Below are 20579 nucleotides of genomic sequence, written 5' to 3' on the forward strand. Positions count from 1 at the left end.
AGATTGCAATCCCACTTGGGCTTTCTAGCAAAAGAATTAGTAACAACTGAGATAATGACCGAGGCCCTGATAAAAGATTCTCTGATAAGCTTAACTACGGCGATGGCTGCGCCAAACTCCGCAGCGGCAGGCGCGGCAGCAGCAGCAACCGCGAGTGCGGGCGGCACCGCTGCGCAGGCCGCCCAGGTCGGGCAAATCACCCGCGCGCTCGAAACGCTCGACACGCTCTTCGCCCGCGAGCGGCGGCACCTGCACCCGCAGCTCGCGCACTTCCTCCAGCACCGCAGCTACGCCAAAGCACTCGCCTTTCTCGGCGGCCCCGCAGGCGACATCCCGCCAAGTGCGCGCAGACCACAACGGCAGGCAGGCGCACGCGCGGGCGACACTGCCGCAGCGACGGCAAACACGCGCGCCAGCGGCTCCCCCACCTCATGAGCCGCCCTGCCAAACCCGGCCGAGTCTCCACGAGCGGTGGCGAGAGCCTCGGCCAAAACCCTTTTGGAAATTTAAGCGCAGCGGGCCTCCCGGAAGCCGCCGCGAATGCCGCAGCCTGTAGCAGCAATGAGCGCGATCCGGCAGCGGCCTGCGCGCCGCCATCTTCCGCGCCACAAAACGCAAAAGCGCAGCGCCCACGCGACCGCGGCCGCGTGGACATTCGCCGAAGCACCGCGGGCCGCGGCGGCAAAACCGTGAGCCTCATCAGCGGCTTCGTCGGCATCAGCGCCGCCGAAAAAGACGCCCTCTGCAAAACCCTGCGCGGCGCCTGCGGCTGCGGCGGCACCGTCAAAGACGGCGCCATCGAAATCCAGGGCGACCAACGCGAAAAAATCGCCGCCCTCCTCCGCGACGCCGGCTTCCGCCCCGTCTTCTCCGGCGGCTAAAGCGGACAGGAGGGCGGTAACCTCAGCCACTGCGCGTGGGACTGAGGTTGTGGCCCTACGCGGGCAGCGGTGGCGGGTCGCCACTTCCATTTACTGTGCGGTTCGTGTTTCGCGCGGAACGCGCGAAACACGAACCGCACAGTAGGAAATGCCCGATCTCCGATCGGGCTGGAGTTTACCGGTGAACCAAAAAAATCGCCCAAACGGGTATCCGCTTCAGCCGCGCACGGACTGAAGCAGCTGACGAGCCGCCAACGAGCGGCTTGCAAAATGGAAAGGTCGAAGACCGTGTCGCGAAGCGACAGGGGGATGTCCCGTTAAATTTGCGATTTTGTTCGGGCGCAAAGCGCCCGTGCAAAATCGCAAATTGAATGGCACGTGGCGCCACGCCACCGCCGCCCGCGCAGGGCGGTCTTCGACCGTTTCATTGTGCGGCGAGTCGTTGCCTCGCCGTCAGCCCGCACAGGGCGCTCAGAAACCACAGGCGCCAAATGCGAGGGCGCTCTGCGCCTGGTTGAGCGTGTAGAGATGGTAGCCTGGTGCGCCGCCGGCGAGCAGCTCCTCCACTTGGCGCAGCGCCCATTGTGTGCCCAGCTCCGCGACCGCATCGGGATTATCCGTGCCTGCCGCGTCGAGTTGGGAGGCCAGCGCATCCGGCAACACCACCTCGCACATGGCGGTAAAACGGCGCACCTGCGCGAGCGACAGCGCGGGCAAGATCCCGGGCACGATCGGCACCGTGATCCCCGCCGCGCGGCACTTTTCCACGAAACGGAAGTACAGCGAATTATCGAAAAACAACTGCGTCACCGCGAAGTCCGCCCCCGCATCTACCTTCGCCTTCAGCGCATCAATGTCCGACTGCGCACTCGCCGCCTGCGGATGTTTTTCCGGATAAGCCGCCACCCCGAGGCAGAAATCGCTGTGCCGCGCCTTGAGCAGCGCCACCAAGTCCGACGCATAGCGCGGACTATCCGCAGGCGGCGGCGTGGGGCTCGCTGCTGCGCCATCCTGCGCCGGGCCGCGCGGCAAGTCCCCGCGCAGCGTCATGATGTTGCGCAGCCCGCTCGCGTGGATCGCATCCGCGAGCTCGTAGAGCTCCGCGCGCGAATGGCCGACACAGGTCAGGTGCGGCATCACCACGCAGCCCAACTCGCACCGCAGCATCTGCGACACCTCCGCCGTGCGCTGCCGCGTGCCGCCACCCGCACCATAAGTCACCGAAACGAAATCGGGGCGAAACGCACGCAGCGCCACCGCCGTTTTCCTCAACGCCGCCACGCCCGACTCGTCCTTGGGAGGGAAAAACTCAAGCGAGCGAAGCGGCCGCGGCCTCTCGCCAAACAGCCGACTGATTGCAGGATCTGGAAGCATTCTGCTCACAACGCATCAACCATCCCTGATGCATTACAAATAAAAAAAAGCCCCAAAGCCACACTCAGGGGCTGAGGCTCATTCTGATCAGCCAACATCGACTTCGACACCGGCGGAGTCAGCCTCCTCTCATCCAATCCGATGGCTCCCCTCTTCCCCTCAACCTTTTTGCTCGCCCCAATGGTGCTCCTTCCAGTCAAAACACCCCAGTGCTCACGGTTACTGCTCCAACCACAGGCTGGAGTACTCGCCAGTAAGCTCCAACACGCTCCACTTCAACCTGCACACCATCCACCCAAACGACTTCATCGGGGGAGCTAATTGGAACATCCACCTGCGCCGCCACTCCGTCGGGCAGTGACAGGTTTATCTGGAAGCCAGTTCGTGAATCTGGTGAACGCTCCCAGTGCATGCTTATCCCCCCACGAGGGGTCGGAATCCTCCCTTTTGCGTAGCTAAGTAACTTCCCCCAGAAAGGGCGCACATGTATCAGCTCCCATCCCGGCTTAGTTGCTCTCACCCCAAGCACAAACCGTGGCAACAAGTTAGCCGGAGCTGCGCCCCACGCATGGTTCCAATCTTGATTTGGCTTATAATGCTGCGCCCAAGCCTCCCAAGTAATCGTCGTTCCCGAGTTCACCATGTATTTCCAACTGCGGTCACTATCAGCAGTCATCAATCTAAGAGCCGCATCTGGGTCTCCATAAAGAAAGAGTGCCTCCATCAAATATTGCGCCGCATAAGGGGAGCAGCGCATCCCACGCTGGGCAAGCCACTGTGCAATCCTCTCTTCGCTCGGACTAGGCCTTTCCTCTTGCAACCCCTTACTATCCAAAGCCAAACCAAAAGCCAGAGGGAATAGGTTGGCGTGCAAAGACACGTGCTCCGTGCCCACTCCATCACGGAAAAGCCCAAGGTCCTGATCAAAGCAACGCTCCAAAAAAATTCTGTGTACCTGCGAAAAACGCTCACGATATACTCGCATATCTTCTTCGTATCCGAGCGCGTGGGCGAGCTCCGCCATGAGGGCCAGTGCGCGCAAGTGAAAGGCATTTACAACTGTATTAACCGAAGTAAAAACGTAGCCATCTCTCTCACCGATTGGCCAATCTACGATATCCCCTTGCTCAATCTGCTCAGGTGTACTGGTCAATAATCCATCAGGCCCGCTGCGGTCGAATTGCAGCTTACTTTTTAAAATCTCCCAAGTTTGCGATAGTCGCTCGTGATCACCCGTATGCCACCAGTCGGCATATGCGATGAATATCATATGCGGAGCCCACTCCGTTGGCCAAGTCGGGTGCGTGACCAAATGGTCAAAAGTCGCGCGTGTCATCCTCGGATCAGGATTGCAGGCGTAATAGCTAAGCTGGTTGAGGTAGGCGTCGGCCTCATAAGGAATCCGCTCCCGATCCCCATCAACAAACACCCCAGCATAGGTCGTCGCCTTAATCGAATAATGACACAATTCCCAGATTTGGTTAAGAAGCTCGTCTGAAGCTTCAAAATAGGCTGCTGAGTCATCCCAACTCGCATCAAAAGCCGCTCGCCGTACGGCCTCGAATAGCGGTTTCACACCGCTCCCCTCAATTAGAGGGGCCTCTTCCTCCAAAGTTTCCCCCAACCGCTCAAGTTCGACCCAACGAAAGGGCAAAATCACGCCCCACTCCTCGGGTGTGAGCACTGCTGGCGGAGTGAAGCCGCGCTGGCCCGCCGTATTTCGCGCATCAGCCACTGGAGTCACAATTTGCCAATCGCCACTTTGACTCACCTCGATTTCAACTTGAGCATAGCGCACCGTCCCTGGTGGTTCACGATGAATACGCCCCTCAACAGTGGCCGCCTCGCCAAAGTGAACACGCCACCGCGCATAAGGCAAAGCTGATGGAAACTTCAGCCCAAGATTACCAAAGGCGACTTTTCCAAAGTCGATCAGCCAAGTCGCCTCATCAACTTGGGTCGTCAAAACAGGTTCTTGCTCGACCAGCTCAACTAGGGCCGTAGCCCCACCAGTACTCGTGAGACTTGAGAAAGTCATAACACCAATAAAAACACGAGTTAAATCAGCCGGTACAAAGAAGTCCAAAAGTCGTACAATAACCATAGGTATAAGGGGATTAAAATTGGGATACGAGAAGATAAAAAACATCACAAAAAAATACGATATCCACAGCGCACATAGATCATCAATAACTAGAAATTATAGCTAAGCATCAGTCGTGCGTTGCGCGGAAGGCCAACCCACACATTTTGTCGACTGGTTGAAGACTGGAGGTATTCTTTATCGAGCAAGTTATCAATATTGAGTTGAGCTTTCCAAAATTCGCTTAAACGATAGCCAAGCGACACATTTACCAAAGTGCGCTCAGGCAGCCAAAATGAGGGCTGGATACGAATAACCTTATCAACTGTACTCGCTGAAGTTGCACCACCTGGGTTATCACCTGCGCGCTTGCTTAAATAATCAGCACCAATACCAATCGATAGGCCTTTAAACGGTGTACTTGCCCTGAAATCGTAGTTAACCCACACCGCACCCGATTTCTCGGCAGTACCACGGAATGGCATGTTGTCCGGATCACGGTTCTTCATGACGGTCGCGTTGCTGACTAGGGCCAAGTTTTGGGTAACGTTGTAGGTCACTTGTAACTCAACGCCATCCGCAACACGATCTGAATAGATATCGGGAAAAGGAATAGGAGGAGGAGGCACGGCAGTATTAAGCTGGTTTGGCACTGAGTAATTATCTTGCTTGATGTCAAAGTAGGCTACGCTCGCGTAAAATCGCCCTTCAAGTAATTGTAACCTCATACCAAACTCATGTTGCTTGCTCGACTGTTTATCAAAGGCTAGCGGACCAGTAAGGTTAGGCCCAATCGCAGTCGCAACCTCGGAGTAACCGTAGTAGGCAGAAAGGCCGGGTGTAAATTTATAGACCAGCCCGGCAGAAGGCAACCAAGCATCTGGAGCATTAGCTCCGCGCAGATCGCGCAAAACGTCATAGTTATCAACGTAGTAATTATTGTAAGAAATGCCTGCACTAGCAATTAAACGCCCCTCAAGCAGGTTAACCACTTGTGAAATATAGAATTGGTACGAGCGAGAGCGCGAGTGCCCATAACCATCAAATCCGGAGCTCGTAAACATATAAGGATACCATACATAATCTCTCAACTCCTGCGGAGAAGGAACAGTATAGTTACGACTCCGGTCATCATAGTTTCCGGAAAAGCTGGCTGCCCAACCAGCAACCGTAGTCGCCTTCCAAGAATCACTGTCGAGCTCGTATACGTAGTCGTTCTGGAGGTTGGTATAAGTTCTAGTTTGCCATACGACACTTGCCCCAAGTGGGAACTGCGGATTGTCGTTACGCGTAACACCATCCCAAACCGTATTCCCCGTGAGTGGGTCGAGTATCACTGGAGAACTAGTGATAGCACCAATATTAAGCTGCGATGAGGTTGCATTAGAGTGCACAACGTTAGCCGCAACTCGCATCGACAGATTATCCAATAACGAAGCGGTAAAGAATGCACGATAATGCTGCCCGCTTTGGTGACGCGAGGCATCTCTTCGCTGAATCACAGTATCGCGTGGGATATTTTCAAGTAGTCGCCAGTTCCCCATCGAAGTCGCGTAGGGCGAAATAGGGATCCCGCCATAAGTAAGCGCAAGTGCATTGTAAGCTTGCACTTGCAGCGTAATCTCAGCCCCCGAGATAAAGCGGTAAGTGAGCATCGGCATGATCAAATAGCTTTCATGGTAATTATGTTCACCATAATCCTCGGTATCTTGCGCAGCAGCTACCACACGCACAGCTATCTTTCCAGGAGTCACCACACGACTAATATCAGCTTCAGCACGATTAGAAGCCCAACGCCCGACTTGGGCTGAAAGTGAGCCACGGTTTTGGAATATCGGCTTTTTAGAGACCAGATTGACTGTGCCACCGGGCACCCCCTGAGGGGCAATAATTGCATTGGGCCCTTTAACAACCTCTATTCTATCTATCACTGCCGGATCTACATTCAGGAAGGAAAAATGGCTGAAGCCATCGATTGTGGCTCCGTCGCTTTGGAAGCCGCGAATTGTTGTGCGATCTTGTGCGTTTGGAATCGTAGACTCGTAGACGCCAGAGACATATTTAGCCGCATCAAGAATACGGCCCGCACCGATGTCTTCAATCAAATCGCGCGTAACGACTGATACACTCTGTGTCGTATCAAAGAGTGAAACACGCACACGTGCCCCCGAAGTCGCTTCGGCTGCTTGATAGCGGCCTGTCTCCGTAGCTCTCACTGAAAAAGGAGAGAGCACCACAGTTTCTCCACTCACTTGGGTATCAGTAGGAGCAGGGACTTCGGGTTCCGACTGCGCAGCCAACCATGCAGAAGGAAGAAAAAGCGATAACACAAAAAACGACACGGCAATGCCAATGGAAATAGTCTTCATAATTATTGGGGTAGATGGGGTTGGGGTAGTGAAAGCCCTCCAAAGGAGGTCAACGCCGATGAAGAAAGTAACAAATATGCTCTCGCTCAAATAGCGCTTGGCTTTATCGTAAAGCTTCCCCCGCCGCCGTATGAAGAAACCCCAACCTGCTTCGCCAGAGGCTCCCGCCCGCGTCACCCTAAAGGACATCGCTCAGGCAGCACGCGTTAGTGTTATGACAGTCTCCTACGCGCTGCGAGGCTCACCCCAAATTTCGCAGCCCCAGCGTGAGCGCATCCGTAAACTCGCTGCCGAGCTCGGGTATCACCCCGACCCGTTACTCACTCACTTAATGACACATCTGCGAGGCGGGCGCGGCTCCCCCAAGACGAGCGAAAACCTCGCGCTGCTAACCATGTATGAGCCCCCTTTCGTAAGTCGCTTGATCCACGGGGCCAGAGCACGCGCGGCGCAGCTTGGCTACACGCTCGACCGCATTAATCTGAGTCAGATCCCCAGCAAAGCCGTTCTCACACGCACCCTCCTCGCACGAGGTGTGGCAGGTATCATTCTGACCCCAGCAAAGTGCCCAGACACCTATCGCGAGCTGCTCGATTGGACGCTGTTTGCGACAACCGCAGTCGGATACTCTTTTACTGAGCTTCCGGTAAACCGCGTTGTCACACACCATTTCGACAATGCACACCGCGTCTTTGCCCTCCTTCGTGAGCGCGGCTTCAGCCGTATCGGCCTAGCAATGACTCCCGATATGGAATTCCGTGCTAACCACAGCTACAGCGGGGCTTACTGCCGACTCGACGCAATCGATAGCGTCAAAACCGTGCCGATCCTCATGATTGAGGAGCAAACACGCCAACAAAGTGTTCCTCGTTGGCTGGCTCGCCACCGTCCCGACGCTGTCGTTTTGGCCAACTCCAACCATTTCCGCGAATCCATCCTGCCACACACCCCTATTTCCACTTTGCGCAAGACTGCCTTCGCCTGCCTAGACCAACAGCCGACCGATGGGATTGCGGGGATTGACCAACTCTTCGAGACGATCGGCACCAAGGCCGTTGACGACGTCGTTAACCAAATCCTTCGCAACGAACGTGGCCTACCAACCAACCCGATAGTGACAATGCTCGAAGGGAAATGGTGCGAAGCCGCTGGGCTTTATCCGCGACTGTAGTAGAGCAGCCACTTTTGCCACCCTCTCCCCCTCCATTTCTAACACCGAAACAGCCTGCAACCCCGCCCCATAAACCGCAGGCTCCGGCAGCGGCGTCCAAGGCTCGTAACTGGCAACTACTTTATGGTGACCGTAAACGTTTCGAGCATTGCTGCCTACCGTCGAGCTACTGGGCGGACTGGCCTATAGAAGCACCTTGCGATTGTATAGCCAGTAGCCATCAGGCACGGTAGTCTCACGCGAGGTTGCGGCCAATGTGGCTCTCATCGTGTCCTGATCAAGCGCCACGCAATACACCGGTCTGAATCGCTCAAAACGCCAACTTTCAGCAAGTCCACCGGCATCTACCGGGTCAAATCCGAGTTTATTGACGAATTCGCAGACGACGGATTTTGCATCGGCATCATCACTTGCAACCGGCATGGCGCGCCGCTCTGCTGCCCCCGCCGGTCGCGCATCCTTGAGAAGATCCTCTACCGTAATCGAGTTGAGGGCTTTGACAACACGCGCTCCCGGGAGCTGCTGCGCCAATAGCTCTGAGGTGGTCATTTCGCCACGCTGGAGCGTTCCAATCACCCCGTCCCGGTGCGGAAAGTAGTTGAGAAGGTCCACGACCACCTTCCCTGCCAGTTCCGTTGACGGCAATGATCGATAGGCGCGCAAGGGAACAGCCAATACCACCAAGTCACCGTAAGAAGCCGCTTCCTGCGCGGAGCCTGCCAGACAGCCAATCGTTTGGGCAACTGATTCAGCGCCGGACTTCCCGCGGGTATTGCTCAACATGACGCTGTAGCCAGCAGCGACGGCATGTTTGCCTATCGCCCTGGACATTGCACCTGCTCCAATAATTCCAATTTTCATAAATACTTCCAATAGCTCACATTAAGACTTGGTCAATTGATGTAACGCTATTGCACCAAACTGGGAAAACTCGGTGTCCACTCTGCCCCGAAATTACGGCTTTCCGAGACTGCTCCCAGTTGCGTTACTCGCACAAACCCGCGCTTCCCACTTTCTCCCCCTTCCCTTTTCCCCGCTAAAAAAAAATGTCTGCACAGCCACCAAGTCCCGTCGGTGCCGCCGCCACCGTTCCTCAATCGGAATCGCCGCTTTTTCTCGCCGAGGCGATGCGCTGGTTTGGCCCCAGCGACCCGATTCCGCTCGAAGATATTCGCCAGACGGGCGCGACCGACATTTTCACCGCGCTGCACGAGATCCCCTATGGCGAGACCTGGGAGCGCGCCGACATTGAGGCGCGGCGCGACCTGATCGCCGCCGCCGGCCTGCGCTGGTCGGTCGTCGAATCCGTCCCCGTGCACGAGAGTATCAAGACCCGCACGGGCGACTTCGCTGCGCGGATCGAGAACTACAAGGCCACGCTGCGAAACCTCGCCGCGGCGGGCATCCGCACCGTCATTTACAACTTCATGCCCGCGCTGGACTGGATCCGCACCGACATGGCGCACACGCTCGACGATGGCGCCGAGGGCCTGCTCTACGATCCGGTAAAGCTCGCCGCCTTCGACCTCTACGGGCTCGCGCGCCCGGGGGCGGAGAGCGATTTCAGCGCCGAAGAGCGCGCAGACGCCGCCGCGTTTTGGGAAAAGCTCGGCTCTCAAGGCCAAGCCGCCTTCATCTGCCAAACGCTCGACTTTTTCCCCGGGCTAAAGGGCCAGGTCTCGCTCGACGATCTGCGTGGCATGCTCGCACCCTACGCGCACATTGACTCTGCGAGACTCAAGGAGCACCTGCGCCTTTTCCTCCAGGAAATCGTCCCCGTGGCGACCGAGGTCGGCGTAAACCTCGCGATCCACCCCGACGACCCGCCCTTCCCCATCCTCGGGCTGCCGCGGATCATCTCCACCGAGCAAGACCTCGCCGATCTGGTCGCAATGGTCGATGCGCCCGCCAACGGCATCTGCTACTGCAACGGCTCGCTCGGCGCGCGTCCGAGCAACGACCTGCCGCGCATCGCACGCCGCTTCGCGGGCCGCATCCACGCACTGCACTTACGCACCGTCGTGCACACCGCAGGCGGCGCCTTCTACGAAGGCCCACACCTCGCTAACAGCGCAAAAATGGCCGCCGTCGTCCGCACGTTTCTGGAGGAGACGCGCCGCCGCCACGCCGCGGGCGAGCCGAACTGGCAACTCGTTTTCCGGCCCGACCACGCGCACAAGATTCTCGACGACTTCCGCCGCCCCGAGCCCGCCTGCCCGGGCTACCCGCTCATCGGCCGCCTGCGCGGCCTCGCCGAGCTGCGCGGCCTCCAACACGGCATCTCCGCCATGCTGGAGCCGGCGAGCTAGCAAAGCAGCGCGTGCCTTCTCCGCCCACTCACGCGCGCGCAACTTAGGACACACGCGGGCAGCTCTGCTCTGCTATCGCAGGGGCGGAGGGGCGGGGGTCACAGACCCTTTTATTTTGCGAGCCGCTCGCCCTCCCGCCTGGCGGCTCGTCACTTGCCCACTCCCATTTACGGCATCGCGAGCGCAGAACGAACGGCCGCGCTAGAGCAGTATTTTCCCGTTAACCCAAAACTCGCCCAAACGGGTTTTTGCTTCATTCACATTTTGATGCCTCACCTCCTGTCACCACGCATCAGGGGGGGCTCCCTTGACTTGGCTGGGCGACAGGCATAAACACGCAGAGACTCGACGCCCTTCACGAAACCTCCAGCCAACGCACGACGCCATGATACGCCTCCACATCGGTAAAAGACGGCAAACGACCTTCCCGAAAATCCTCTGCGACTGGATCGGAGTAGAGCCCGGCGGCGATATTTCCGTGCATCTGGAAAAGGGGAGAATCGTCATAACCCCACCGATGGGCGCAGGCATACTCGCCAAGTACGCCAAAAACGCGGTCAACGACAGGCGCACGGATGACGAAATCGCCAGCCAATATGCGGCCGCAAGTGATGAACGCGTCCAACGACAAGCCGCCCGCCGACGCCGCGCTTGATACCAACGTCGCAGTGCGCTACCTCACCGCCGACGATCCGGAACAAACGGCGCAAGCGATCCAGCTTATTGGAGAGTCCCCGCCCGGGAGCCTCTACTTGGATCATTTGGTAATAATAGAGGTAATTTGGGTGCTGCGAGGGCGCTACAAGATCCCGAGACAGGAGGTTGCTACCGCCATCCAATCCCTGATGGAAAAGCCCTCAGTCAGAATCAGTGCGCACAGTCGAAATGCGATGGAGCGCTACTCACAAACCAACCTCGACTTCGTTGATTGTTGGCTTGCCGCGAGGGCCTGCGAAACTGGCCAGTTCATCGCCAGCTTCGACCGCGATTACCGCAAGTTTAAGGACGTCATAGCTCTGCCGCCGCTGCCGCTTTTGGAGAGACTCAAAGGACGAAGGTTGCGGGGCGTTTGAGTTTTTTGGCGAGGCGGGTGAGTGCGGGCAGCGATTCGCGCTCTAGGAGGACGACGACGGTGCCGCCGCTGCCGCCGCCGCTCACGCGCGCGCCGTAGAGGCCGCGTCTCGCGCCCTGTGCGCGCACGGCTTCGACCATCGCATCGGTCTCCGGGCAGCCCAGCCCGATGGATGAGTAGCCCGCGTGCGATTGGTACAGGAGCTCGCCGAGTGCGGCCAGTGACTCGCTGCGATTTTTCGCATTCACGCCGCGCAACAGTGCCAGCGCCAGTTCGCCGCGGTAGTTTTCCTCAACCGGAAAACTCACTCCCGCGCGCACAGGGTAGCTGCGGCGCGGCTCGACCACCGAGAGCGGATCGTCCACGCCGCCGAAACTCGCGAGGAAGGCGCGGCCGCTCATCTTCTCGGGCAAGTCTTCGGGCGACAGGCTGCGCACGACCGATGGCGCCAGCTCGGTCGCGTAGCCGAGCCGCCGCCCGAGCGCGCGCTCAACGAGTTTTTTCCCCATAAAGGCGGCGGCGCGCGCGGTCGCGTAGGGCGAGTCGCTCACCGCATGTTTCACGCCGCTGGGCCAGCCCACCGCGACCACGCCCGCGGGCAGCTTTACCGGCGCACCCAGCACATCCGGGCGGCACAGGATCGGCAGCAGCGCGCGCGGCACCCCGTTGGCCGAGGCGAGCTGATCCATGAGCCCGCAGGGCGCGCCCACGATCTCGTTTTCCACGCGCTGGGCGAGCCGCGCCAGCGCGGTGCCCTTGAGCCGCGGGCCGAAAAACTTCTCCAGCGCGCGCAGCGTGGCGACCTCCAGAGCCGCGCTGCTCGATACGCCCATCGACCCCGGCACGCTCGACGAGATCTCGAAGCGCAGCCCTCCCGAGTCTCCCGCTCCGCCGCCCCTTTGGCTCGCGCTCGACACCAGCTTCTCCACGGGCTTCCCTCGCTCCTTCGCGTAGAGCCACAGGCAGCCGTAAGGGTAGCGCAGCCACTTGGGCACTTCGGCGGGCGGCGTCCCGGGGGTGACTTGCGTCTCGCCGTAAGTCTCGCTCGCGAAGACCAGCTTCGGTGAGCCCGACGACTCGCAAGCCCGCGAAATGCGCTTCGGCGGCAGCTCCGTGATCGTCACGCGCGTCGTCAGCGAGAGCGGCATCTCCAGCACGAGCGAGCCGCTGTAGTCGGCCACTCCGCCCATGAAGTCCAGGCGGCCCGGGGCCTCGGCAGTTACGGTTTTCATGTGTTCAGCAATACTCCTTGATCAGGCGCTTGAGGATGGGGCGCACTTTCCGCGCGAGCGTGGGGTTGGCGTAGCCCATCCACGCAATCGGAGTCGTGGTGTCGAGCGGCGCGCGCAGCGGCCGGCCCTCGGGCGTCTCCACCACGCCGCCCGCCTCCTCCAGAATCAGTGCCGCGCACACGTCGTAGGGGTGGCAGCACAGCGTCGCACTGCCGAGCCCGAGCTTGGCGTAAACGAGCGGGCGCAGGTCACCGAGCATCCGGTCGTGCCCGATCAGCAGCTCATACATCTGGCCGCCGGAGCAGATGTACTGATCATCAAAAACGAGCTGCCCGCCGTTCTTGCCCAAGATGCCGAGCTCGCGCCACAGCGCCTCCTCAATCGTGCCGAGCAGCCCTTTACCCTCGGGGAAAAAACGCGAGATCGAGGCAAAGCCATGCTCGAAATCCGTCGCGCGCGAAGGCCGCGGGCTCAGCCGCGACCAGCGCCGCTCGCGCAGGTCAAAGGCGCGCGCCACCACGCCCTTTCCGCGCACGGCGCTGAGCTGGTCGCTGCGCCACATCTTGCTGGTCGACAGCTCGGTCATCGCCGCGACGACGATGTCGCCGAGCGTGTTTTTACTGCCGCGCTGCGGCGCGAGGCCGGCGATCGCCCACGCGCTGCGCTTGTCGTACATCAGGTTTCGCGTGCCGTCGATCGGGTCGAGGATGCACCTGAACAGCGTCTGCCCGGCGCGCAGCCCGCGCGGGAAAGTCACGACCTCGCTGTCCTCGATTCCCTCCATGACCAGTTGCACGGGCCACTTGCGCGGCCAGTGCGCCTCGAACCACTCGAAGATCGCGTCCTCGGTGATCTTGTCGACTTCGTAGATCGTATCGGCTGCGGTGACTGCGGCGATCCGCGCAAAGGTCGCACCGCGCTTGGCGCGGGCGGCGACGAGCGTGTCGCGGATGTGGTCTTGCAGGGCGCAGAGTAGCTTGCGCGCGGTGTCGAGGTTGGGCGTCGTTGTCGTGCTCAAAATGTGGGTGAGGTAGAGGAACCGTTTTTGGGGAGTGGGGGGGAAAGCGGCAGTGCGAGAAAAAGTGTGAGGTGCCCGCAGGCAGGGAACAAGCCACGCGTGCGTGCACCCCTCGGCGCGCGCGCGCACGCGTTTCTCCTCAAGCGGAGGCCGAAGCGGTCTCGCGCGCGAGCCGATAGTGCCGCGTGCCTGAGACGGCGCGCAGCTCGGCGGCCTTGGCATCGGGGTCAGACTCGTTGGTCATCGAGCCACCGCCGACCTCGGGGCCCGCCAGATACTTGAGCGTGTCGGGTTTTCGCAGCGGCGGGTGAAACTCGATGTGAAACGGATAGGCCGCGTAGTCGCCGCCGTCCGTCGGCGCCTGGTGGATCGCCATCACATACGGCATCGGCATCTGCCAGAGATTATCGTAGCGGGTGGTGACCTCGCGGATCATGAGCCCGAGCGCGCGCTGCTCGTCCGCGCTCAGTTCGGCCAGCGAGGCGAGCTGCCGCCGCGGCAGGATAAACACCTCGTACGCGTAGCGCGCAAACCACGGCACGCAGGCCACGAAGTGCGCGTTTTGCCCGATCACGCGCGGGCCCGCGAGCTCGCGCCACAAGATCTCCTGGCCGATAAAGCCGCCGCCCGTTTTTGCATAAAAACGGCGGCTGCTCTCCACCTCGCGCACGGTGTGACCGTAAATCATGTTGCCCGCGTAAATCTGGCAGTGCGGGTGCGGGTTGGAAGTGCCGACGAGCGCGCCTTTGTTCTCAAAAATCAGCACGTGATCGACGTCCGCGCGCGCGCCCAGCTCGCGGTAGCGCTCGGCCCAGAGCGCGACCACCGCCGCGCACTCGTCGTCGCGCAGATCGACAAAGGTCTTCCCGTGATCGGGGCTGTAGCAGACGACCTCCGCCGTGCCGGTGGCCTGCCTAGTCTGGTAAAACGCATCGCCCGCGCTGGGCACGCCACCACCGAAACAGGGCAGGTCGTTGGTAAAACAGTACACGCCCGTGTAGTCGGGGTTGCGCCGTCCCTCCAGCCGCAGGTTTCCCGGGCACAGCGCGCAGGTCGGGTCGTAGCTCGGCGGGCGTGCATCCGCATCGGCAGGCTTATGCGTGTCGCCGATCCACGGGCGCCCACCGCGGTGCGCCGTGTAGAGCACCCACTCTTCGCGCAGCGGGTGCCAGCGCTGCTCCCAAAGAGGACTCGCGGGCGGCGCCACCGCCGCTGCCGTTTTATCGGCGGGCTCGGGCGCAGGGGAGCGCGGAGCAGGGGATGGGGGCTCGGAAACAGGCGGGGCAGCGGGAGCGGGTGAAGCGTTCATTCGGAGCCGTTGCGGCAACAGCGTAGCGGGCGCAAGGTCAAGCCACGATCAGTCGTGGCGCCAACACAGACCTCGATCCCACTGCGCGTGGGGCGGCAGGCAGTGCCTGCTCCCATTTACTGTGCGGTTTGCTGGGCGGGCGTTCCGCCCGCCCAGCAAACCGCACAGTAAGGGACTCCCGACCTCCGGTCGGGTCGGAGATTTAACCCGTCAACTTTTTCGCCGCGCCCAAATGGGTTCCCGCTTCATTCGCATTTGATGCCTCCCCCCTGTTGCTTCGCAACAGGGAGAGGCCTTTAAATTCGGGAATCGCGCTTCGTCGCTTAGCGACGGAGCCGATTCCCAAATTAAACGGCACGTGGCGCCACGCCACCGCCCCCCGCGCAGGGGAGTCTTCGACTGTTTCATCTGGCGAACCACGCGGCTACCGCAGGAAGAGTTTGTAGGCGGGGTTTTCGGTTTCGTCCCAGTAGCGGTAGCCGAGTTTTTCCAGAAAACGCCGCAATGCGGGTTTGTCTTTGGCGGGGACTTGCAGGCCAGCGAGCACGCGCCCGTAGTCTGCGCCGTGGTTGCGGTAGTGGAAGAGGCTGATGTTCCAGTTGGGCGACATCGCCGTGAGGAATCCCATCAGTGCCCCGGGCCGCTCGGGAAACTCGAAGCGGTAGAGCACCTCGTCGTGTGCGAGCGGCGAGTGCCCGCCGACCAGGTGGCGGATGTGTGTCTTGGCCATCTCGTCGTTCGTGAGGTCGAGCGTGCAAAAGCCGTGCCGCTCGAAGTACGCCGCGATCTTCTCGCTCTCCTCGCGCCCGCCCACGCGGATTCCCGCGTAGATGTGCGCCTCCTTTTCGTCGGCGATCCGGTAGTTAAACTCGGTCACGCTGCGCTTGCCCACCAGTTTGCAAAAGCGCTTCAGGTTGCCCGGCCCCTCGGGGATCGTGACCGCAAACACCGCCTCGCGGTGCTCGCCGATCTCCGCGCGCTCGGCGATGTAGCGCAGTCGGTCGAAGTTCAGGTTCGCCCCGCTCGCCACCGCCACGAGCGTATTCCCGCGCAGGCGCTCGCGCTCCACATACGCCTTTGCTCCGGCCACCGCGAGCGCGCCCGCGGGCTCCAGCACCGCGCGCGTGTCCTCAAACACGTCCTTGGTTGCCGCGCAGATGTCGTCGTTTTCCACGAGGATCACCTCGTCCACGTGCCGGCGGCACAGCCGAAACGTCTCCTCGCCGATCTGCTTCACCGAGACCCCGTCGGCAAACAGCCCCGCATGCTCCAGCCGCACCCGCCGCCCCACCTCCAGCGAGCGCGCCAGCGCGGCCGAGTCTGCCGGCTCCACGCCGATCACCTTTACCTCGGGGCGCACGCGCTTCAGGCACGCCGCGATCCCCGCCACCAGCCCGCCGCCGCCCACCGCCACAAACACCGCATCCAGCGGCCCCTGATGCTGGTGCAGGATCTCCAGGCCGATCGTTCCCTGCCCGGCGATCACCTCCGGATCGTCAAACGGATGCACAAAAGTCAGCCCCTGCCGCTTCTCCAGGGCGCGCGCGTGCGCATCGGCCTCGTCAAACGAATCGCCAAAGAGCACCACCTCGCTGCCGCGCGAGCGCACTGCCTGCACCTTCACCTGCGGTGTCGTCAGCGGCATCACGATCACCGCGCGCGCGCCCAGCCGCTTGGCCGCCAGTGCCACGCCCTGCGCATGGTTCCCCGCCGAGGCGCAGACCACGCCGCGCGCGAGTGCCTCCTCCGACAGGTGTGCCATCTTGTTGTACGCCCCGCGCAGCTTAAACGAGAACACGCTCTGCATGTCCTCACGCTTGAGCAGCAAGGTATTGTTCAGGCGCGCCGAAAGCTGCGCCGCCTTTTCCAAAGGCGTCTGCCGGGCCACATCGTAAACCCGCGCCGTCAGTATTTTTTGTAAATAGTCAGTCATCGAAACAGTCCCGGAGGATACCCCCTCTGGAGGGGTGCATTTCTCCCAAGCCCCCCAAACGCTGTCGATGCCAAAGGGGATTTTTCCGCGCCATTCGCCCCATTATAAGACGCACTTGGAGCGCACACACGCGGGCCGCCCAACCGGGATGCGCACGCAGCCACGACGGGCCAACGGGCGATGTGCGGCAGCGGCGCCCCGCCCGACAAAAGGCGCGGCAACCCGATAAAAGCGACTATGCCTGCGAAGCCCCCTTGCGCTCGGGGCCACCGCCCCGATAGTCGCCAGCCATTATGCAACTCCAAGGACTCGGAACCAAGGCCCTGCACGCTGGACAGCAGGCCGACCCCACCACCGGCTCGCGCGCCGTCCCCATCTACCAAACCACCAGCTACGTGTTTCGCGACACCGAGCACGCCGCCAGCCTCTTCGGGCTAAAGGAGCTGGGCAACATCTACACGCGGATGATGAACCCCACTACCGATGTGCTTGAGCAGCGCATCGCCGCACTCGAAGGCGGCACGGGCGCCCTCGCCCACAGCTCCGGCCAGGCCGCCATCACCAACGCCATCCTCAACATCGCAGGCGCGGGCGACCACATCGTCTCCGTCGCCCAACTCTACGGCGGCACCTACAACCTCTTTCACTACACCCTCGCGCGCTTGGGGATCGAGATCTCCTTCGTCGACGCCGCCGAGCCCGACGCCTTTCGCCGCGCGCTGCGCCCCAACACCAAGGCCTTCTACGCCGAGGGCCTCGGCAACCCCGCGCTCAACATCTTCCCCATAGAGGAGGTTGCGAAAATCGCGCGCGAAGCGGGCGTCCCCCTCATCATCGACAACACCGCGCTGAGCCCCTACCTCAACCGCCCCGCCGAGTGGGGCGCCAACATCGTCATCCACTCCACCACCAAGTACCTCGGCGGTCACGGCACCTCCATCGGCGGCGTGGTCGTCGACTGCGGAAACTTCGACTGGAGCACGGGCGGGCGCTTCCCCGGCTTCACCCAGCCCGACCCCAGCTACCACGGCCTCGTTTACTGGGACGCGTTTAAAGCCTTCCCGCCGACCGGTGGCACCAACGTCGCCTACATCTTCAAAATGCGCGTGCAGCTCCTGCGCGACATCGGCGCCTGCCTCTCGCCCTTCAACGCCTTCCTCACGCTCCAGGGCATCGAGACCCTGCACCTGCGCATGCCGCGCATCTGCGAAAACGCGCTCAAGACCGCCGAGCTGCTTGCCGCGCACGACAAGGTCGCCTGGGTAAACTACCCCGGCCTCAAAGACAGCCCCAACCACGCCGCCGCCAGGAAGTACCTCAGCGGTGGCTTCGGCGGGCTCCTCGGCTTCGGCCTCAAAGGCGGCTACGAGGCAGGGCGCAAATTCATCGAATCGCTCAAACTGTTCTCCCACGTGGCCAATATCGGCGACGCCCGCTCGCTCGCGATCCACCCCGCCAGCACCACGCACAGCCAGCTCAGCCCCGCAGAGCAACTCGCCTCCGGCACCCCGCCCGACTACGTGCGCCTCTCGCTCGGCACCGAAGACTTCACCGACATCCAGACCGACCTCGAACAAGCCCTCGCCCTGGCCTGACAAGCTACCAACGAGACTCCCGCTACGCGCGGGGCTGCCCCACGCGCAGTGGAGTCTTCGGCGTCTATGGTGTGACGAAGAGGCCGTCGCGCATGGGGCGCACGGCGTCGCAGGCCTCGGCGATCTCGGGGTTGTGCGTCACGAGGATCACGGCCTGGCCGTTGTTTTTGGCGAGGCGGGTGAGCAGGTCGAAGACCATGCCCGAGTTTTTCACGTCGAGGTTTCCCGTAGGCTCGTCGGCAAGGATGATCGAGGGCTGGTTGGCGAGTGCGCGCGCGATTGCCACGCGCTGCTGCTCGCCGCCCGAGAGCTGGGTGCCGAGTCGCTGCGCCTTCTCGCGCAGGCCCACCTCGCCCAGCAGCTCCAGCGCGCGCGCCTCCATCTCGGGCACGCTCAGCCGCCCGAGTTTACGCATGGGCATCATCACGTTATCCAGCGCGCTGAACTCGGGCATGAGGAAGTGAAACTGGAAGACGAAGCCGATGTGCTCGCAGCGCGCTGCGGTGCGCGCCGCGTCGCTGCTCTGCGACATGGTCTGGCCGTTGATGACGATCTCGCCTGCGTCCTGCCGGTCGAGCAGCCCGAGCAGGTAAAGCAGCGTGCTCTTGCCGCAGCCGCTGGGCCCCACAATCGCATAGACCTGGCCGCGCTGCGCCTCGAACGACACGCCCTTGAGCACGTGCACGCGGCCTTCGCCCTGGCCGAGATAGCGGTGGATGCCGCTACAGCGCAGCGCGAGCGGGGCGTCGCTGCCCGCCGGTTTGGCGGCGACTGCGGGCGCTTGTGCGGGAGCGACCGGAGAAATCGCGGGGCTGGAGGGGCTGGAAATTTCGGCAGGCATGGTCGGCATTTGCGGCGGTGGTGCGTTACTGAGCGGTGCCGCGGATCACGTCGCCGGGCTCAAGCTTGGCGGCGCGGCGCGCGGGGATGAGGCTGGCGACCATCACCATGACAATCGCCGTCAGGCTGGCCGCCACGTAGTGCCACTTGTTCCACGAGACGACGAAGGTCTCCGTCTTGAAAATCCCCGAGATCGAGATCGGAATTTTCGAGACGGCGTAGGTGACGCCCGCGCCAAAGCCCATCCCGAGCAGGCAGCCAATCGCCAGCACGATCCCGGCCTGCCACAGGAAGATCCGGGAGATGTCTTCGCGGGTGTAGCCCATCGAGCGCAGGATCGCGATTTCCTTGGTCTTCTCCATGACGAGCATCGCCAGCGTGTTAAACATGGCCAGCCCCGCGATGAGCGTGAAGACGGAGACGGTGATCGCCGACGAGTAGCTCAGCGCGGCAAAGGCCTGGAGCCAGGAGCGCTCGCGCTCTTGCCACGATTTCGCGCTGTGGCCGAGCACCTCGCGCATGTGCTCGGCCTCCGCCGGAGCGCGGTCTTTATCGACGAGGTTGACTTGCAGGTAGGACGCGCCCGTGGGGCGGGCGAGCAGCGAGCGCGCTTCGGTCAGGTTGAGATAGAGCGCGACGCGGTCGATGTCGCTGACGCCGGTTTCGTAAAGCGCGGTGACGCGGTAGCGGCGGCTCTGGCCGCCCGTCTCCAGCACGAAGGAATCGCCGAGGTCGAGCTGGAGCCTCTGCGCCATTTCGAGGCCGAGGATCGCGCCGCGCGGGCTGGCGCGAAACTCGTTGAGGTCACCGCGCACGATCTGGCTACCCAGCTCGGAGACGCGCATGTGGTCTTCGAGGTTGATGCCGTAGAGCTTCACGGTCGCATCCTGGTAGATGCTCTTCATTGTGAGGTTGCCGGTAACGACCTCGGAGACGGCAAGCACGCTCGGGAACTGTGCCAGCGCCTCGCGCAACAGCTTCGGTTCGCGGATGCCCTGGATGTATTTGCGCCCTTCCTTTTGTTTAACCTCAAAGCCCGAGCCAGCCCCGCCCGCGCTCATGCTGCGCAGCGTGTCCTGGATCTGGTCTTCGATCACGACCGCGCCGCGCGTGCCCAAGATCGTGCGGATGAAAAACTCCTCGAAGCCCTTGGTCGTCGCCTGCGTAACGATAAACAGCCCGACGCCGAGCACGATACACGAGAGGCTCATCAACATGGCGCGCTTCTTCGCGGTGAGGAAGCGGTAGGCGATGCGCAGATTGGGCGACATGGAACGTAGCGAAAGAGGAGTCGGCGGATGAGCGGAAAAGGTAGTGGAGGCAGCGAGTGCGATCGACGCGAGGGACGCGAGAAATCTGGGCGCAGTTTACGAGATGTCGGGGGCGGAAATAA

General features: G+C 61.5%; 17 protein-coding genes. 7 read left to right on the top strand and 10 right to left on the bottom strand.

All coding sequences use genetic code 11. From position 1 onward, the window contains the following. Positions 1-102 precede the first annotated feature (102 nt). Positions 103-435: a hypothetical protein gene (locus AXK11_RS07585; RefSeq protein WP_068630905.1), complete on the top strand. Its 333-nt coding sequence runs from the start codon at positions 103-105 to the stop codon at positions 433-435. Further along, positions 432-881 (top strand): translation initiation factor, encoded by a 450-nt coding sequence (locus AXK11_RS07590; protein WP_068630907.1) that lies wholly within the window; start codon positions 432-434, stop codon positions 879-881. Before AXK11_RS07585 ends, AXK11_RS07590 begins: the two co-directional genes overlap by 4 nt. Positions 882-1352: 471 nt before the next feature. On the opposite strand, the gene metF is transcribed toward AXK11_RS07590, so the two are convergent. The 3 genes from metF to AXK11_RS09525 all read right to left on the bottom strand — a co-directional run bounded on the left by metF (position 1353) and on the right by AXK11_RS09525 (position 6707). Next, positions 1353-2255, bottom strand: coding sequence for a methylenetetrahydrofolate reductase [NAD(P)H] (metF, locus tag AXK11_RS07595; RefSeq protein ID WP_068630909.1), 903 nt, complete (start codon positions 2253-2255; stop codon positions 1353-1355). 196 nt (positions 2256-2451) lie between these two features. Further along, positions 2452-4404, bottom strand: coding sequence for an alpha-L-rhamnosidase-related protein (locus AXK11_RS07600; RefSeq protein ID WP_156469258.1), 1953 nt, complete (start codon positions 4402-4404; stop codon positions 2452-2454). Between the two features lie 44 nt (positions 4405-4448). Continuing rightward, a complete protein-coding gene (locus tag AXK11_RS09525) occupies positions 4449-6707 on the bottom strand; it encodes a TonB-dependent siderophore receptor (RefSeq protein WP_197456843.1) in 2259 nt (752 codons plus the stop codon). Positions 6708-6837: 130 nt separating this feature from the next. On the opposite strand from AXK11_RS09525, the gene AXK11_RS07605 reads away from it, so the two are divergent. Further along, on the top strand, positions 6838-7878 hold the full coding sequence (locus AXK11_RS07605) for a LacI family DNA-binding transcriptional regulator (protein WP_082781027.1): 1041 nt from the start codon (positions 6838-6840) through the stop codon (positions 7876-7878). A 183-nt stretch (positions 7879-8061) separates the two neighbouring features. Here AXK11_RS07605 and AXK11_RS07610 read toward each other — a convergent pair whose 3' ends face one another. After that, complete coding sequence (locus AXK11_RS07610; RefSeq protein ID WP_068630913.1) at positions 8062-8739, bottom strand: NADPH-dependent F420 reductase; 678 nt, start codon at positions 8737-8739, stop codon at positions 8062-8064. Positions 8740-8924: 185 nt separating this feature from the next. Here AXK11_RS07610 and uxuA point away from each other — a divergent pair, with 185 nt between their 5' ends. The 3 genes from uxuA (at position 8925) to AXK11_RS07620 (ending at position 11260) form a co-directional block, all read left to right on the top strand. Then, positions 8925-10187, top strand: coding sequence for a mannonate dehydratase (uxuA, locus tag AXK11_RS07615; RefSeq protein ID WP_197456845.1), 1263 nt, complete (start codon positions 8925-8927; stop codon positions 10185-10187). A gap of 385 nt (positions 10188-10572) precedes the next feature. After that, positions 10573-10842, top strand: coding sequence for a hypothetical protein (locus AXK11_RS09855; RefSeq protein ID WP_156469259.1), 270 nt, complete (start codon positions 10573-10575; stop codon positions 10840-10842). Further along, on the top strand, positions 10799-11260 hold the full coding sequence (locus AXK11_RS07620; protein ID WP_197456846.1) for a type II toxin-antitoxin system VapC family toxin: 462 nt from the start codon (positions 10799-10801) through the stop codon (positions 11258-11260). The genes AXK11_RS09855 and AXK11_RS07620 overlap by 44 nt, the downstream gene beginning before the upstream one ends. On the opposite strand, the gene AXK11_RS07625 is transcribed toward AXK11_RS07620, so the two are convergent. The 4 genes from AXK11_RS07625 to ilvA form a co-directional block, all read right to left on the bottom strand. Further along, positions 11232-12491: a GHMP family kinase ATP-binding protein gene (locus AXK11_RS07625; RefSeq protein WP_068630917.1), complete on the bottom strand. Its 1260-nt coding sequence runs from the start codon at positions 12489-12491 to the stop codon at positions 11232-11234. The genes AXK11_RS07620 and AXK11_RS07625 overlap by 29 nt on opposite strands. A 4-nt stretch (positions 12492-12495) precedes the next feature. Beyond that, positions 12496-13509: an inositol monophosphatase family protein gene (locus AXK11_RS07630; protein ID WP_068630919.1), complete on the bottom strand. Its 1014-nt coding sequence runs from the start codon at positions 13507-13509 to the stop codon at positions 12496-12498. Between the two features lie 139 nt (positions 13510-13648). Further along, positions 13649-14818 carry a galactose-1-phosphate uridylyltransferase gene (gene galT, locus AXK11_RS07635; RefSeq protein ID WP_082781028.1) on the bottom strand — a complete coding sequence of 390 codons (1170 nt, stop codon included), beginning with the start codon at positions 14816-14818 and terminating at the stop codon, positions 13649-13651. A gap of 424 nt (positions 14819-15242) precedes the next feature. Then, entirely contained in the window at positions 15243-16751 is a 1509-nt protein-coding gene (ilvA, locus tag AXK11_RS07640) for a threonine ammonia-lyase, biosynthetic (RefSeq protein WP_068630923.1), read from the bottom strand. Between the two features lie 293 nt (positions 16752-17044). Between ilvA and AXK11_RS07645 the strand changes: the two genes are divergently transcribed. Then, positions 17045-18346, top strand: coding sequence for an O-acetylhomoserine aminocarboxypropyltransferase/cysteine synthase family protein (locus AXK11_RS07645; RefSeq protein WP_068630925.1), 1302 nt, complete (start codon positions 17045-17047; stop codon positions 18344-18346). 64 nt (positions 18347-18410) lie between these two features. On the opposite strand, the gene AXK11_RS07650 is transcribed toward AXK11_RS07645, so the two are convergent. Together AXK11_RS07650 and AXK11_RS07655 are read right to left on the bottom strand one after the other, a co-directional pair. Further along, positions 18411-19187 (bottom strand): ABC transporter ATP-binding protein, encoded by a 777-nt coding sequence (locus AXK11_RS07650; protein WP_082781029.1) that lies wholly within the window; start codon positions 19185-19187, stop codon positions 18411-18413. Positions 19188-19212: 25 nt separating this feature from the next. Then, positions 19213-20457, bottom strand: a complete 1245-nt coding sequence (locus tag AXK11_RS07655) for an ABC transporter permease (RefSeq protein ID WP_068630927.1) — start codon at positions 20455-20457, stop codon at positions 19213-19215. Positions 20458-20579: the final 122 nt, after the last annotated feature.

Source organism: Cephaloticoccus primus, assembly GCF_001580015.1.
GTDB classification, from domain to species: Bacteria; Verrucomicrobiota; Verrucomicrobiia; order Opitutales; family Opitutaceae; genus Cephaloticoccus; species Cephaloticoccus primus.

Bases quoted from the DNA above. Each gene is read 5' to 3' on its own strand.
- AXK11_RS07585 (WP_068630905.1), top strand. From the start codon at position 103: ATGGCTGCGCCAAACTCCGCAGCGGCAGGCGCGGCAGCAGCAGCAACC.
- AXK11_RS07590 (WP_068630907.1), top strand. From the start codon at position 432: ATGAGCCGCCCTGCCAAACCCGGCCGAGTCTCCACGAGCGGTGGCGAG.
- metF (WP_068630909.1), bottom strand. From the start codon at position 2,255: ATGCTTCCAGATCCTGCAATCAGTCGGCTGTTTGGCGAGAGGCCGCGG.
- AXK11_RS07600 (WP_156469258.1), bottom strand. From the start codon at position 4,404: ATGTTTTTTATCTTCTCGTATCCCAATTTTAATCCCCTTATACCTATG.
- AXK11_RS09525 (WP_197456843.1), bottom strand. From the start codon at position 6,707: ATGAAGACTATTTCCATTGGCATTGCCGTGTCGTTTTTTGTGTTATCG.
- AXK11_RS07605 (WP_082781027.1), top strand. From the start codon at position 6,838: ATGAAGAAACCCCAACCTGCTTCGCCAGAGGCTCCCGCCCGCGTCACC.
- AXK11_RS07610 (WP_068630913.1), bottom strand. From the start codon at position 8,739: ATGAAAATTGGAATTATTGGAGCAGGTGCAATGTCCAGGGCGATAGGC.
- uxuA (WP_197456845.1), top strand. From the start codon at position 8,925: ATGTCTGCACAGCCACCAAGTCCCGTCGGTGCCGCCGCCACCGTTCCT.
- AXK11_RS09855 (WP_156469259.1), top strand. From the start codon at position 10,573: ATGATACGCCTCCACATCGGTAAAAGACGGCAAACGACCTTCCCGAAA.
- AXK11_RS07620 (WP_197456846.1), top strand. From the start codon at position 10,799: ATGAACGCGTCCAACGACAAGCCGCCCGCCGACGCCGCGCTTGATACC.
- AXK11_RS07625 (WP_068630917.1), bottom strand. From the start codon at position 12,491: ATGAAAACCGTAACTGCCGAGGCCCCGGGCCGCCTGGACTTCATGGGC.
- galT (WP_082781028.1), bottom strand. From the start codon at position 14,818: ATGAACGCTTCACCCGCTCCCGCTGCCCCGCCTGTTTCCGAGCCCCCA.
- ilvA (WP_068630923.1), bottom strand. From the start codon at position 16,751: ATGACTGACTATTTACAAAAAATACTGACGGCGCGGGTTTACGATGTG.
- AXK11_RS07645 (WP_068630925.1), top strand. From the start codon at position 17,045: ATGCAACTCCAAGGACTCGGAACCAAGGCCCTGCACGCTGGACAGCAG.
- AXK11_RS07650 (WP_082781029.1), bottom strand. From the start codon at position 19,187: ATGCCTGCCGAAATTTCCAGCCCCTCCAGCCCCGCGATTTCTCCGGTC.
- AXK11_RS07655 (WP_068630927.1), bottom strand. From the start codon at position 20,457: ATGTCGCCCAATCTGCGCATCGCCTACCGCTTCCTCACCGCGAAGAAG.